General features: G+C 39.8%; 12 protein-coding genes and 1 other annotated feature. All 12 genes read left to right on the forward strand.

The window, feature by feature from the left end; all coding sequences use genetic code 11:
• Positions 1–4 precede the first annotated feature (4 nt).
• The 12 genes from tehB to rpoD all read left to right on the forward strand — a co-directional run bounded on the left by tehB (position 5) and on the right by rpoD (position 15770).
• Positions 5–865, forward strand: a complete 861-nt coding sequence (gene tehB, locus QM408_RS03480; RefSeq protein ID WP_033684997.1) for an SAM-dependent methyltransferase TehB — start codon at positions 5–7, stop codon at positions 863–865.
• A 72-nt stretch (positions 866–937) separates the two neighbouring features.
• A complete protein-coding gene (locus tag QM408_RS03485) occupies positions 938–1891 on the forward strand; it encodes a competence protein CoiA (RefSeq protein ID WP_414373608.1) in 954 nt (317 codons plus the stop codon).
• A gap of 18 nt (positions 1892–1909) precedes the next feature.
• Positions 1910–3712, forward strand: coding sequence for an oligoendopeptidase F (pepF, locus tag QM408_RS03490; RefSeq protein ID WP_414373610.1), 1803 nt, complete (start codon positions 1910–1912; stop codon positions 3710–3712).
• Between the two features lies 1 nt (position 3713).
• Positions 3714–4427 (forward strand): O-methyltransferase, encoded by a 714-nt coding sequence (locus QM408_RS03495; RefSeq protein WP_004254646.1) that lies wholly within the window; start codon positions 3714–3716, stop codon positions 4425–4427.
• Between the two features lie 66 nt (positions 4428–4493).
• The gene (gene prsA, locus QM408_RS03500) at positions 4494–5432 is read left to right on the forward strand and encodes a peptidylprolyl isomerase PrsA (protein ID WP_004254642.1); all 939 of its coding nucleotides are present in this window, start codon (positions 4494–4496) and stop codon (positions 5430–5432) included.
• 160 nt (positions 5433–5592) lie between these two features.
• A complete protein-coding gene (gene ftsW / locus QM408_RS03505; RefSeq protein ID WP_024057920.1) occupies positions 5593–6816 on the forward strand; it encodes a cell division peptidoglycan polymerase FtsW in 1224 nt (407 codons plus the stop codon).
• A 24-nt stretch (positions 6817–6840) separates the two neighbouring features.
• A complete protein-coding gene (ppc, locus tag QM408_RS03510) occupies positions 6841–9537 on the forward strand; it encodes a phosphoenolpyruvate carboxylase (protein ID WP_049499358.1) in 2697 nt (898 codons plus the stop codon).
• Between the two features lie 96 nt (positions 9538–9633).
• Positions 9634–9851 (forward strand) — a binding site (T-box leader).
• Positions 9852–10115: 264 nt separating this feature from the next.
• Positions 10116–11111 carry a tryptophan ABC transporter substrate-binding protein gene (gene trpX / locus QM408_RS03515; protein WP_000792150.1) on the forward strand — a complete coding sequence of 332 codons (996 nt, stop codon included), beginning with the start codon at positions 10116–10118 and terminating at the stop codon, positions 11109–11111.
• 75 nt (positions 11112–11186) lie between these two features.
• Positions 11187–12053, forward strand: a complete 867-nt coding sequence (locus tag QM408_RS03520; RefSeq protein ID WP_084863531.1) for an ABC transporter permease — start codon at positions 11187–11189, stop codon at positions 12051–12053.
• Positions 12050–12808, forward strand: coding sequence for an ABC transporter ATP-binding protein (locus QM408_RS03525; protein ID WP_020901797.1), 759 nt, complete (start codon positions 12050–12052; stop codon positions 12806–12808). Before QM408_RS03520 ends, QM408_RS03525 begins: the two co-directional genes overlap by 4 nt.
• 89 nt (positions 12809–12897) lie before the next feature.
• Positions 12898–14658, forward strand: a complete 1761-nt coding sequence (gene dnaG / locus QM408_RS03530; protein WP_261043299.1) for a DNA primase — start codon at positions 12898–12900, stop codon at positions 14656–14658.
• A gap of 2 nt (positions 14659–14660) precedes the next feature.
• Positions 14661–15770, forward strand: a complete 1110-nt coding sequence (gene rpoD / locus QM408_RS03535) for an RNA polymerase sigma factor RpoD (RefSeq protein WP_000201903.1) — start codon at positions 14661–14663, stop codon at positions 15768–15770.
• Positions 15771–15776 lie beyond the last annotated feature (6 nt).

A 15776-nucleotide genomic window follows, 5' to 3' on the forward strand; every position in this document is an offset into this window, starting at 1 on the left:
GAAGATGGAAAAACTAGTTGCCTATAAACGCATGCCTTTGTGGACTAAAGAAACCATGCCAGAGGCTGTTCAGCAAAAGCACAATACCAAGGTTGGGACTTGGGGCAAGATTACTGTTTTAAAAGGAACTCTCAAGTTTATTGAATTGACAGAGGATGGTGAGGTTCTAGCTGAACACCTATTTGAAGCAGGGGCTGACAATCCAATGGCGCAACCACAAGCCTGGCACCGAGTGGAGGCTGTAACAGACGATGTAGAATGGTACTTGGAATTTTATTGTAAACCTGAGGATTATTTTCCTAAGAAATACAATACCAATCCTGTTCATTCAGAGGTCCTAGAGGCAATGCAGACAGTAAAACCAGGGAAAGCCTTGGATTTGGGCTGTGGTCAGGGCCGTAACTCTCTCTTTCTTGCACAGAATGGTTTTGATGTGACAGCTGTAGATCAAAATGAATTATCTCTTGAAATCTTGCAAAGCATTGTTGAGCAGGAAGACCTAGATATGCCTGTTGGTCTTTACGATATCAATTCAGCCAGTATTGGGAAAGAATATGATTTTATCGTTTCAACAGTTGTTCTCATGTTTCTACAAGCGGACCGCATTCCAGCTATTATTCAAAATATGCAGGAGAAAACCAGTGTTGGTGGTTACAATCTTATCGTTTGTGCTATGGACACGGAGGATTATCCTTGCTCTGTGAACTTCCCATTCACCTTTAAAGAAGGAGAATTGGCAGACTATTACAAGGACTGGGAATTGGTTAAGTACAATGAAAATCCTGGCCATCTGCACCGTCGCGATGAGAATGGCAATCGTATTCAACTACGCTTTGCGACCATGCTAGCTAAGAAAATCAAATAAACATGAATGAAGATTAGGAATTTTCCTGATCTTTTTTCTTTTTTACGAATAATATAGAAAAGGAGGGAAATCATGTTTGTTGCGAGAGATTCTAGGGGAGAATTGGTAAATGTGTTAGAGGATAAGCTTGAGAAGCAAGCATACACCTGCCCAGCTTGTGGAGGTCAGCTCCGTTTGCGTCAAGGACCAAGTGTCCGGATCCATTTTGCCCATAAATCTTTAAAAGACTGTGGTTTTTCATTTGAAAATGAAAGTCCAGAACACTTGGCCAATAAGGAATCTCTCTATCAGTGGTTGAAAAAAGCGGCAGAGGTGCAATTAGAATACCTGCTTCCAGAGCTTAAACAGATTGCGGATGTATTTGTAAATGGGTCTCTAGCCTTAGAGGTTCAATGTAGTCCCTTGCCTCAAAAAGTTCTTAAAGAGCGTAGCGAGGGCTATCGTAGTCAGGGTTACCAAGTACTGTGGTTGCTGGGAAAAAAACTGTGGCTCAAGGAGCGTTTGACTCGTCTACAAGAAGGTTTTCTATACTTTAGTCAAAACATGGGATTTTATGTTTGGGAAGTAGACAGTGAAAAACAAGTTTTAAGACTCAAATACCTGATTCACCAGGATCTCCGAGGTAAACTCCATTATCAGATTAAGGAATTTCCCTATGGTCACGGTAGTTTACTGGAGATATTACGTTTTCCCTATAAGAAACAAAAAATATCTCATTTTACAGTTTCTCAGGACAAGGACATCTGTCGTTATATCCGGCAACAACTGTACTATCAAAATCCCATTTGGATGAAAGAACAAGCAGAAGCCTATAAAAAGGGAGAAAATCTCCTGACTTATGGGCTAAAAGAATGGTATCCACAAATTCGACCACTAGTAGGTAATTTTTGCCAAATTGAGCAAGATTTGATTCGCTATTATCTGTATTTTCAAACCTATTATCAAGAAAATCCTCAAAATGATTGGCAAATGCTCTATCCACCAGCCTTTTATCAGCAATATTTCTTAAAAAATATGGTAGAATAGAAAGGATGGAGGAATCTAATGGTATTACAAAGACATGAAATAAATGAAAAAGATACATGGGATCTATCAACGATCTACCCAACTGACCAGGCTTGGGAAGAAGCCTTAAAAGATATAACAGAACAATTGGAGACAGTAGCCCAGTATGAAGGCCATCTCCTGGATAGTGCGGATAGTCTACTCGAAATTACTGAATTTTCTCTTGAAATGGAACGCCAAATGGAGAAGCTTTACGTTTATGCTCATATGAAGAATGACCAAGACACACGTGAAGCCAAGTACCAAGAGTACTATGCCAAGGCCATGACTCTCTATAGCCAGCTAGACCAAGCCTTTTCATTCTATGAACCTGAATTTATGGAGATTAGTGAAGAGCAGTATGCTGACTTTTTAGAAGCTCAGCCAAAATTGCAGGTTTATCAACACTATTTTGACAAGCTTTTGCAAGGCAAGGATCACGTTCTTTCACAACGCGAAGAAGAATTATTGGCTGGAGCTGGGGAAATCTTTGGTTCGGCAAGTGAAACCTTCGCTATCTTGGACAATGCGGATATTGTGTTCCCTTATGTTCTTGACGATGATGGTAAGGAAGTTCAGCTATCTCATGGGACTTACACACGTTTGATGGAGTCTAAAAATCGTGAGGTTCGTCGTGGTGCCTATCAAGCTCTTTATGCGACTTATCAACAATTCCAACACACCTATGCCAAAACCTTGCAAACCAATGTTAAGGTGCAAAACTACCGTGCCAAAGTTCGCAACTACAAGAGCGCTCGTCATGCAGCCCTAGCAGCCAATTTTGTTCCAGAAAGTGTTTATGACAATTTGGTAGCAGCAGTTCGCAAGCATTTGCCACTCTTGCATCGTTACCTTGAACTTCGTTCAAAAATCTTGGGAATTTCAGACCTCAAGATGTACGATGTCTACACACCACTTTCTTCTGTTGAATACAGTTTTACCTACCGAGAAGCCTTGAAAAAAGCAGAAGATGCCTTGGCAGTCTTGGGTGAGGATTACTTGAGCCGTGTCAAACGTGCCTTCAGCGAGCGTTGGATTGATGTTTACGAAAACCAAGGCAAGCGTTCAGGTGCTTACTCTGGTGGTTCTTACGATACCAATGCCTTTATGCTACTTAATTGGCAGGACAATTTAGACAATCTCTTTACTCTTGTCCATGAGACTGGTCACAGTATGCACTCAAGCTATACTCGTGAAACGCAGCCTTATGTTTACGGAGATTATTCTATCTTCTTGGCTGAGATTGCCTCAACTACCAATGAAAATATCTTGACGGAGAAATTATTGGAAGAAGTGGAAGATGATGCAACTCGCTTTGCTATTCTCAATAACTTCCTAGATGGTTTCCGTGGAACAGTTTTCCGTCAAACTCAATTTGCTGAGTTTGAACACGCTATTCACCAAGCGGATCAAAATGGTGAAGTCTTGACAAGTGATTTCTTAAATAAACTCTACGCAGACTTGAACCAAGAGTATTATGGTTTGAGTAAGGAAGACAATCCTGAAATCCAATACGAGTGGGCACGCATTCCACATTTCTACTATAACTACTATGTATATCAATATTCAACAGGCTTTGCGGCAGCCTCAGCTCTGGCTGAAAAGATTGTCCATGGTAGTCAAGAAGACCGTGACCGCTATATCGACTACCTCAAGGCAGGTAAATCTGACTATCCACTTAATGTCATGAGAAAAGCTGGCGTTGATATGGAGAAGGAAGACTATCTCAACGATGCCTTTGCAGTCTTTGAACGTCGTTTGAATGAGTTTGAAGCCCTTGTTGAAAAATTGGGATTGGCATAAGATGGTTGAATCGTATAGTAAGAATGCCAACCATAACATGCGTCGTCCTGTTGTCAAGGAAGAAATTGTGGACTTGATGCGTCAGCGCCAAAAGCAAGTCACAGGATCTTTGAAAGAATTGGAAGACTTTGCCCGTAAGGAAAATATTCCCATCATTCCCCATGAAACGGTAGCTTATTTCCGTTTTCTCATGGAAACAATGCAGCCTAAAAATATTCTGGAAATTGGGACGGCTATCGGTTTTTCAGCCCTCTTGATGGCAGAACATGCGCCAAAGGCCAAGATTACAACCATTGACCGCAATCCAGAGATGATTGGATTTGCCAAGGAAAATTTCGCCCAGTTTGACAGTCGCAAGCAAATTACGCTCTTAGAAGGAGATGCGGTAGATGTCTTATCTACCTTGACAGAGTCCTATGATTTTGTCTTTATGGATTCAGCCAAGTCTAAATATATCGTCTTTCTGCCAGAAATCCTCAAACATTTGGACGTTGGAGGTGTGGTTGTCTTGGATGATATTTTCCAAGGTGGTGATGTTGCTAAGGATATTATGGAAGTCCGTCGTGGTCAGCGAACTATTTACAGAGGACTTCAAAGACTATTTGATGCAACCTTAGACAATCCAGGACTCACCGCAACACTAGTACCTCTGGGAGATGGCATTCTCATGCTTCGTAAAAATGTAGCAGATGTTCAATTGCCTGACAGCGAATGATTTTCAGAAAAATTTAAGAAAATATAGTAAAATAGATAGGGTAACACTTATCTCAAAGGAGTAGACATGAAGAAAAAACTATTGGCAGGTGCCATTACACTATTATCAGTAGCAACTTTAGCAGCTTGTTCGAAAGGTTCAGAAGGGGCAGATCTTATCAGCATGAAAGGGGATGTCATCACAGAACATCAATTTTATGAGCAAGTGAAAAGCAATCCTTCAGCTCAACAAGTATTGTTGAACATGACCATCCAAAAAGTATTTGAGAAGCAATATGGCTCAGAAGTAGATGACAAAGAAGTCAACGATACTATTGCCGAAGAAGAGAAACAATATGGTGAGAACTACCAACGTGTCTTATCGCAAGCAGGAATGACTCTTGAAACACGTAAAGCTCAAATTCGTACAAGTAAATTGGTTGAGTTGGCAGTTAAGAAAGCAGCAGAAGCTGAATTGACAGATGATGCTTACAAGAAGGCCTTTGACGAATACACTCCTGATGTGACTGCTCAAATTATCCGTTTGGACAATGAAGACAAAGCTAAAGAAATTCTTGAAAAAGCTAAAGCTAGTGATGCAGACTTTGCTCAATTAGCCAAAGATAATTCAACAGATGAGAAAACTAAAGCGAATGGTGGAGAAATCACTTTTGATTCTGCTTCAACAGAAGTACCAGAACAAGTTAAAAAAGCTGCTTTTGCTTTAGATGTAAACGGTGTTTCTGATGTGATTAGCGTTACTGGAACACAAGCCTACAGCAGTCAATATTACATTGTTAAACTGATTAAGAAAACAGAAAAATCATCTAATATTGACGATTACAAAGAAAAATTAAAAACTGTTATCTTAACTCAAAAACAAAACGACGCATCATTTGTTCAAAGTATTATCGGAAAAGAATTGCAAGCAGCCAATATCAAGGTTAAAGATCAAGCCTTCCAAAATATCTTCACTCAATACATCGGTGGTGGAGATTCAAGCTCAAGCAGTTCTTCAAAAGAATAAAACAGAAAAGAGCCAAGTGCTCTTTTTCTTATGAGAAAATCTTCTATCTTAAGGGTAAGAGTTTTTTTCTTTCGGAAAAAATGGTATAATAGCAATCAAAACTAGAAAATAAACGGAATTTGGGAATAATTTCTTTTGTTCTCATTAGATTGGTGATACTATGAAGATTAGTAAGAGGCACCTGTTAAACTATTCTATTCTAGTTCCTTACTTACTTTTATCTATTTTGGGTTTGATTGTAGTCTATTCTACAACCAGTGCCATTCTTATCGAAGAAGGTAAAAGTGCCCTCCAATTGGTTCGAAGTCAGGGAATGTTTTGGATATTTAGTTTAATATTGATTGTCTTGATATATAAGCTGAAACTGAATTTTTTAAGAAAAGAACGACTTTTATTTATTGTTATGTTTGTTGAGCTGATTCTCTTAGCTCTGGCTCGCTTAATTGGTACGCCAGTCAATGGAGCCTATGGTTGGATTTCAGTAGGACCTTTGACCATTCAGCCAGCGGAGTATTTGAAGATTATCATCGTCTGGTACTTGGCCCAACGTTTTTCAAAACAACAGGATGAAATTGGTATTTACGATTTTCAAGTTTTAACTCAAAATCAATGGATTCCTCGAGCTTTTAATGATTGGCGTTTTGTCCTCTTGGTAATGATAGGAAGTTTGGCTATTTTCCCAGATTTGGGGAATGCTACAATCCTAGCGCTGGTCGCCTTGATTATGTATACAGTTAGTGGGATTGCTCATCGTTGGTTTATAGTCTTTATCGGTGTATTGTTTGGAGTTTCAGCCCTATCTCTATCAGCTATTTCTGTAATTGGGGTTGATAAGTTTTCAAAAGTTCCAGTATTTGGTTACGTGGCCAAGCGTTTCAGTGCCTACTTTAATCCCTTTGCTGATTTGGCAGGAGCTGGTCACCAACTTGCAAATTCCTACTTTGCTATGGTAAATGGTGGATGGTTTGGTTTAGGCTTAGGAAATTCAATAGAAAAACGTGGTTATTTACCAGAGGCCCATACAGACTTTGTATTTTCAATTGTCATTGAAGAGTTTGGATTTGTGGGAGCCAGTTTGATTTTGGCACTTGTCTTTTTCCTGATTTTGCGAATTATCCTAGTAGGAATTCGTGCTAAGAATCCCTTTAATTCTATGATGGCGATTGGGGTTGGGGGGATGATGTTGGTACAGGTCTTTGTCAATATCGGTGGAATTTCTGGTATTATTCCCTCGACAGGAGTAACCTTCCCCTTCTTATCGCAAGGAGGGAACAGTCTCCTAGTCTTGTCTGTAGCCATCGCCTTTGTCTTAAATATTGATGCAAGTGAAAAACGTGCCCAATTATATGAGGAGTTAGAAGCTCACTCATCAAACTATATGTAGAGCTGAGAGTGGAAAGGATTACCTATGTCTCTTCAAAAATTAGAAAACTATAGTAATAAAGCTGTTATACAAGAAGAAGTATTGATTTTAACAGAATTGTTAGAAGATATTACTAAAAACATGCTTGCCCCAGAGACTTTTGAAAAAATCATACAGTTGAAGGAATTGTCAACTCAAGAAGATTATCAAGGTTTGAATCAATTAGTTACCAGTTTGACAAATGATGAAATGGCTTATATTTCACGCTATTTCTCTATCTTGCCTCTTTTGATTAATATTTCAGAAGACGTGGATTTGGCCTATGAAATCAACCATCAAAATAATATCGATCAAGATTATCTTGGTAAATTATCAGCAACGATCAAAATGGTTGCAGAAAAAGAAAATGCGGTTGAAATTCTAGAACACTTGAATGTTGTCCCTGTTTTGACAGCCCATCCAACACAAGTGCAACGTAAGAGTATGTTGGATTTGACTAACCATATCCATACCCTCTTGCGTAAGTACCGTGATGTGAAATTAGGTTTGATTAATAAGGAAAAATGGCATAATGATCTCCGTCGTTACATTGAGATTATCATGCAGACAGATATGATTCGTGAAAAGAAATTGAAAGTAACCAATGAAATCACGAATGTAATGGAATACTACAATAGTTCATTCCTGAAGGCAGTTCCTCATTTGACTGCTGAGTACAAGCGTCTGGCTAAAAAACACGGCTTGGACTTGAAACATCCTAAACCAATTACCATGGGTATGTGGATTGGTGGAGACCGTGATGGGAATCCTTTTGTTACAGCAGATACCTTGAAACAATCTGCTATGACCCAGTGTGAAGTCATCATGAACTACTATGATGAAAAGATTTATCAGCTTTATCGTGAGTTCTCTCTCTCAACCAGTATTGTCAATGTAAGCAAGCAAGTTAGAGAAATGGCTCGTCAATCCAAGGACAACTCTATTTATCGTGAAAAAGAGCTGTATCGTCGTGCCTTGTTTGATATTCAATCAAAAATCCAAGCAACAAAAACCTATCTGATTGAAGATAAGGAAGTTGGAGCTCGCTATGAAACAGCTAATGATTTTTATAAGGATTTAATTACTATTCGTGATTCCCTCTTGGAAAATAAGGGTGAAGCACTGATTTCTGGTGATTTTGTTGAGTTGATCCAGGCAGTTGAAATTTTTGGTTTCTATTTGGCATCTATTGACATGCGTCAAGATTCTAGTGTTCACGAAGCCTGTGTAGCTGAACTCTTGAAATCAGCAGGTATTCATTCTCATTATAGTGAACTAAGTGAAGAAGAAAAATGCCAGCTTCTCTTGAAAGAATTGGAAGAAGATCCACGTATTCTTTCTGCCACTCATGTTGAAAAATCAGAATTACTTGAAAAAGAATTAGCAATCTTTAAGGCAGCTCGTAAGTTGAAAGATAAGTTGGGAGATGATGTCATTCGTCAGACCATCATTTCACATGCAACCAGCGTATCAGACATGTTGGAATTGGCTATCTTGCTAAAAGAAGTAGGGTTAGTTGATAAAGAAAGAGCCCGTGTCCAAATTGTTCCTCTCTTTGAAACAATTGAGGACTTGGACCACTCAGAAGAAACTATGAGAGAATACCTTTCTCTTCCTCTTGCTAAGAAATGGATTGCTTCACGTAATAACTACCAAGAAATCATGCTTGGTTACTCTGATAGTAATAAAGATGGTGGTTACCTTTCATCATGTTGGACCCTCTACAAGGCTCAACAACAATTGACTGCTATTGGAGATGAATTTGGCGTTAAGGTTACCTTCTTCCACGGCCGTGGTGGGACTGTCGGTCGTGGTGGTGGACCAACCTATGAAGCCATCACCTCTCAACCTCTCAAGTCCATTAAGGATCGTATCCGCTTGACGGAGCAGGGTGAAGTAATTGGCAATAAATATGGTAACAAAGACGCAGCTTACTATAACCTTGAAATGTTGGTTTCGGCGGCCATTAACCGTATGATTACTCAGAAGAAGAGCGATACCAACACCTCAAATCGTTACGAAGCTATTATGGACCAAGTGGTGGACCGTAGTTACGATATCTACCGTGATTTGGTCTTTGGTAATGATCATTTCTATGATTATTTCTTCGAGTCAAGTCCAATCAAGGCTATTTCAAGCTTTAATATTGGTTCTCGTCCAGCCGCTCGTAAGACTATTACTGAAATCGGTGGTTTGCGAGCTATCCCTTGGGTATTCTCATGGTCGCAAAGTCGCGTCATGTTCCCTGGATGGTATGGAGTTGGTTCAAGCTTCAAGGAATTTATCGATAAAAATCCAGAGAATATTGCTATCTTACGAGATATGTACCAAAATTGGCCTTTCTTCCAATCGCTTCTTTCAAATGTCGACATGGTCTTGTCAAAATCAAATATGAATATTGCTTTTGAATATGCCAAACTGTGTGAGGATGAAGAAGTAAAAGCAATCTATGAGACTATTCTAAATGAATGGCAAGTCACCAAGGAAGTCATCTTGGCTATCGAAGGTTACGATGAACTCTTGGCTGAAAATCCATATCTAAAAGCAAGTTTGGATTATCGTATGCCTTACTTTAATATTCTCAACTATATCCAGTTGGAGTTGATTAAACGTCAACGCCGAGGAGAATTATCAAGCGATCAAGAAAAATTAATCCATACAACCATCAACGGAATTGCGACAGGATTGCGTAATTCGGGCTGATGTCTTTCAAACTTCCTCTTTTCTATAGGGGAAGTTTTTGAATCTTTCAAAAAAATGCTAAAAGAGTCTTGACAAGTAGTTGAAAAATGATATAATTTAACCATTCAGAAAAGTAATCATTCAAACTTTTTAGAGAGTCTGTGGTAGCTGAAAACAGATAAGTGGCGATGATGAAAATTGGGCTGAATGTTATTTAGAATTTGAAATCATAAAAATTCGGTGAGCACACCTTACAGTGCATCTCGTTATTGCGAGACAGAGCGATAGGGAAATTCCCTATAATTGAGGTGGTACCGCGCATCGACGTCCTCACACAAGTTTTTTGTGTGAGGACTTTTTTGATGGAGGTTAGTATGGAAAGAAAACGATGGCGTCACTTGTTTATACTCAATGAAAATCAAAAAGCAAACTAGGTAGCTAGCCGCAAGCTGCTCAAAACACTGTTTTGAGGTTGTGGATAGAACTGACAGAGTCAGTATCATATATCTACGGTAAGGCGACGCTGACGTGGTTTGAAGAGATTTTCGAAGAGTATTAGATAAGTGAAGTATTTTAAAGGAATAAAAAGGAGAAATAGAATGAAAAATAAACGTTTAATTGGAATTATCGCTGCCTTAGCAGTCTTAGTAGCAGGAAGCTTGATTTATTCTTCAATGAATAAACCAGAAGCTAAGAATGAGAAGAAAGTTGCCAAAGTTGGTGTTCTTCAGTTTGTGAGCCATCCATCTCTTGATTTGATTTATAAAGGGATCCAAGATGGACTTGCAGAAGAAGGATATAAAGATGATCAAGTTAAAATCGATTTTATGAACTCAGAAGGTGACCAAAGTAAGGTTGCGACAATGAGTAAACAATTGGTTGCAAATGGGAATGACCTTGTGGTTGGTATTGCGACACCAGCTGCTCAAGGTTTGGCTAGTGCCACAAAAGACCTACCGGTTATCATGGCTGCTATTACAGACCCAATCGGTGCTAACCTGGTTAAAGATTTGAAAAAACCAGGTGGAAACATTACAGGGGTATCTGACCACAATCCAGCTCAACAACAAGTTGAACTCATTAAGGCTCTTACACCAAATGTAAAAACAATCGGAGCCCTTTACTCAAGTAGCGAAGATAATTCAAAAACACAGGTAGAAGAATTTAAGGCTTATGCTGAAAAAGCAGGTTTGACAGTGGAAACATTTGCAGTTCCTTCAACAAATGAAATTGCTTCAACAGTTAACGTTATGACTAGTAAGGTCGATGCTATCTGGGTTCCAATCGACAACACCATTGCATCTGCATTTTCAACAGTTGTATCAAGCAATCAATCAGCTAAAAAGCCAATCTATCCAAGCGCGACTGCCATGGTAGAAGCTGGTGGTTTGGCATCCGTTGTAGTTGACCAACATGACCTTGGTGTGGCAACAGGTAAAATGATTGCGCAAGTTTTGAAAGGTGCAAAACCAGCTGATACTCCAGTCAATGTCTTTTCAACTGGTAAGTCAGTGATTAACAAAAAATTGGCACAAGAATTAGGTATTACGATTCCTGAATCTGTTCTAAAAGAAGCAGGACAAGTGATTGAATAATCTAAAATGGAGGAGTTGGGGACATCTCCTCCAATTTTTTACAATAGAAATCATATAGAAAAGGTTAAGAAACAGATGATATTATCTATTATTTCTCAAGGATTTGTCTGGGCTATTTTAGGTCTGGGGATCTTTATGACATTTAGGATTTTGAACTTTCCAGATATGACAACAGAAGGTTCCTTCCCTCTTGGGGGAGCTGTTGCTGTCACTTTGATAACCAAAGGAGTGAACCCATTTTTAGCGACTCTTGTTGCTGTAGGAGCAGGTTGTTTGGCTGGAATGGCAGCAGGACTTCTTTATACAAAAGGGAAGATCCCAACCTTGCTCTCAGGGATTTTGGTGATGACTTCCTGTCACTCTATCATGCTCTTAATTATGGGACGTGCGAATTTAGGCCTGCTTGGAACCAAGCAAATTCAGGATGTTTTGCCTTTTGATTCGGATTTGAATCAACTCTTGACAGGTCTTATCTTTGTCAGTCTTGTTATTGCTCTCATGCTCTTTTTCTTGGACACTAAACTCGGACAAGCCTATATTGCTACAGGTGACAATCCTGATATGGCTAGAAGTTTCGGGATTCATACTGGACGCATGGAGCTTATGGGCTTGGTTTTATCAAATGGTGTGATTGCCCTTGCAGGAGCTCTCATTGCCCAGCAAGAAGGCTATGCTGATGTATCTCGAGGAATTGGAGTTATCGTTGTGGGGCTTGCAAGTTTGATAATTGGAGAAGTTATTTTCAAGAGTTTGAGCTTGGCAGAGCGTCTGGTTGCCATCGTTGTGGGTTCTATCGCCTATCAATTCTTAGTGTGGGCAGTTATCGCTCTTGGCTTTAATACAAGTTACCTTCGTTTATACAGTGCCTTGATTTTAGCAGTCTGCCTCATGATTCCAACATTTAAGCAAACAATCTTGAAAGGAGCCAAGTTAAGTAAATGACAGCAATTGTAGAATTAAAAAATGCAACCAAAGTCGTTAAAAATGGCTTTGATGAAGAAAAGATTATTTTAAATGATGTTTCCTTAGAAATTTTTGAACAGGATTTTATCACGATTTTAGGTGGAAATGGTGCTGGGAAATCAACTCTCTTTAACACTATTGCAGGAACCTTGTCATTAACCAGTGGAACCATCCGTATTTTAGGTGAAGATGTTACCAAGTTTTCACCAGAGAAGCGGGCTAAGTATCTGTCTCGTGTCTTCCAAGATCCTAAGATGGGGACAGCTCCCCGTATGACGGTCGCTGAAAATCTTTTGATTGCCAAGTTTCGTGGTGAAAAACGAGGACTGTTTCCGAGACGACTGGCTAGCTACAAGGATGAATTTCAAGCGACCATTGAAAAAGTAGGAAATGGTCTTGAGAAACACTTGAATACACCGATTGAGTTCTTATCAGGTGGTCAAAGACAGGCCTTGAGTCTCTTAATGGCAACCTTGAAGCGTCCTGAATTACTCTTGTTAGACGAGCATACTGCAGCCCTTGATCCAAAGACCAGTGTGGCCTTGATGGAATTGACGGATGAATTTGTCAAGAAAGATCAGCTGACAGCGCTTATGATTACCCACCATATGGAAGATGCTCTCAAATATGGCAATCGCTTGATTGTCATGAAAGAAGGACGAATTATCCAAGATTTGAACCAAGAAGAAAAAGCAAAAATGAAAATCTCTGATTATTATCAACTCTTTGAATAAAGTAGGGAAAATGAGTGAAATGGTTTACTTTTTTTCTGAAATAAAGTATACTATATAAAGTAAACTATGATAACATGGAGGTATTGTGTATGGTTGACAAACAAGTCATTGAAGAAATCAAAAACAATGCCAACATTGTGGAAGTCATAGGAGATGTGATTTCTTTACAAAAGGCAGGACGGAACTATCTAGGGCTCTGTCCTTTTCATGGTGAAAAAACACCTTCTTTCAACGTTGTAGAGGACAAACAGTTTTACCACTGTTTTGGTTGTGGTCGATCAGGTGACGTCTTTAAGTTCATCGAGGAGTACCAAGGGGTTCCCTTTATGGAGGCTGTCCAAATCTTAGGTCAGCGTGTTGGGATTGAGGTTGAAAAGCCGCTTTATAGTGAACAGAAGCCAGTTTCGCCTCACCAAGCTCTTTATGATATGCACGAAGATGCTGCCAAATTTTACCATGCTATTCTCATGACAACGACTATGGGAGAAGAGGCCAGAAATTACCTTTATCAGCGTGGTTTGACAGATGAAGTGCTCAAACATTTTCGGATTGGTTTAGCACCTCCAGAACGCAACTATCTTTATCAACGTTTGTCTGGTCAGTATCGTGAAGAGGATTTTCTAGATTCAGGATTGTTTTATCTCTCGGATGCTAATCAATTTGTAGATACATTTCACAATCGGATCATGTTTCCCCTGACAAATGACCAGGGCAAGGTCATTGCCTTCTCAGGTCGTATCTGGCAGAAAACGGATTCACAAACTTCTAAGTATAAAAATAGCCGATCGACTGCAATTTTTAACAAAAGTTACGAATTATATCATATGGATAGGGCAAAAAAATCCTCTGGCAAAACCAGTGAGATTTACCTGATGGAAGGATTCATGGATGTCATTGCAGCCTATCGGGCTGGAATCGAAAACGCTGTGGCGTCCATGGGAACAGCCTTGAGCCGTGAGCATGTTGAGCATCTGAAAAGGTTAACCAAGAAGTTGGTTCTGGTATACGATGGCGATAAGGCTGGGCAAGCTGCGACATTGAAAGCACTGGATGAAATTGGTGATATACCTGTGCAAATTGTCAGCATGCCTGATAACTTGGATCCAGATGAGTATCTACAAAAAAATGGTCCAGAAGACTTGGCCTATCTATTAACGAAAACTCGTATTAGTCCGATTGAGTTTTACATTCACCAGTACAAACCTGAAAATAGTGAAAATTTGCAGGCTCAGATTGAGTTTATTGAAAAAATAGCTCCCTTGATTGTTCAAGAAAAATCTATTACTGCTCAAAACAGCTATATACATATTTTAGCTGACAGTCTGGCGTCCTTTGATTATGCCCAGATTGAGCAGATTGTTAATGAGAGTCGTCAGGCACAAAGGCAGAATCGCATGGAAGGTATTTCCAGACCGACGTCAATCACTATGCCTGTCACCAAGCAGTTATCAGCTATTATGAGAGCAGAAGCTCATCTACTTTATCGAATGATGGAATCTCCTCTTGTTTTGAACGATTACCGTTTAAGGGAAGACTTTGCATTTGACACACCTGAATTTCAGGTCTTATATGACTTGCTTGGCCAGTATGGAAATCTTCCTCCGGAAGTTTTAGCAGAACAGACAGATGAAGTTGAAAGAGCTTGGTACCAAGTCTTAGCTCAGGATTTGCCTGCTGAGATGTCACCTCAGGAACTTAGTGAAGTAGAAATGACTCGAAACAAGGCTCTCTTGAATCAGGACAATATGAGAATCAAAAAGAAGGTGCAGGAAGCGAGCCATGTAGGAGATACAGACACAGCCCTAGAAGAATTGGAACGTTTAATTTCCCAAAAGAGAAGAATGGAGTAATAATGGCAACAAAACAAAAAGAAGTAACAACATTTGATGTACAAGTAGCAGAATTTATCCGTAATCATAAACAAAAAGGGACAGCAACTGATGATGAAATTAATGCAAGTCTGGTGATTCCTTTTACCTTGGATGCTGATGGGATTGAAGATCTCTTGCAACGAATTCAGGATGCAGGGATTTCTATCACAGATAACGAAGGAAATCCAAGTGCGCGTGTTCTTAGCACTGAAGAAGAGCCAGAACTCAGTGATGAGGACTTGATTGGTTCAACTTCGGCTAAGGTTAATGACCCTGTCCGTATGTACTTGAAAGAAATCGGGGTCGTACCTCTCTTGACCAATGAAGAGGAAAAAGAATTGGCGCTTGCTGTTGAAGCTGGTGATATCGAAGCCAAACAACGTCTTGCGGAAGCCAACCTTCGTTTGGTTGTTTCTATTGCTAAACGCTATGTTGGTCGTGGTATGCAGTTCCTTGACTTGATTCAAGAAGGAAATATGGGCTTGATGAAGGCGGTTGACAAGTTTGATTATTCTAAAGGGTTCAAGTTTTCAACTTACGCAACTTGGTGGATTCGTCAGGCTATCACTCGTGCTATTGCGGATCAAGCTCGTACCATCCGTATCCCAGTTCACATGGTTGAAACCATCAATAAATTGGTTCGTGAACAGCGTAACCTCCTTCAAGAATTGGGACAAGATCCAACACCAGAACAAATCGCTGAACGTATGGATATGACCCCTGACAAGGTTCGTGAAATCTTGAAGATTGCCCAAGAACCGGTATCCCTTGAAACTCCAATCGGTGAAGAGGATGATAGCCACCTTGGGGACTTTATCGAAGATGAAGTGATTGAAAATCCAGTGGACTATACAACTCGTATCGTTTTGCGTGAGCAGTTGGATGAGGTCTTGGATACTCTTACAGACCGTGAAGAAAATGTTTTGCGTCTGCGTTTTGGGCTAGATGATGGTAAAATGCGTACCCTTGAAGATGTGGGTAAAGTCTTTAACGTGACTCGCGAGCGTATCCGTCAGATTGAAGCTAAAGCTTTGAGAAAACTACGCCAACCAAGTCGCAGCAAACCGCTTCGTGATTTTATTGAAGACTAAGAGTGA

The sequence above is a fragment of the Streptococcus mitis genome (assembly GCF_047464965.1).
Classification (GTDB): domain Bacteria; phylum Bacillota; class Bacilli; order Lactobacillales; family Streptococcaceae; genus Streptococcus; species Streptococcus mitis_DU.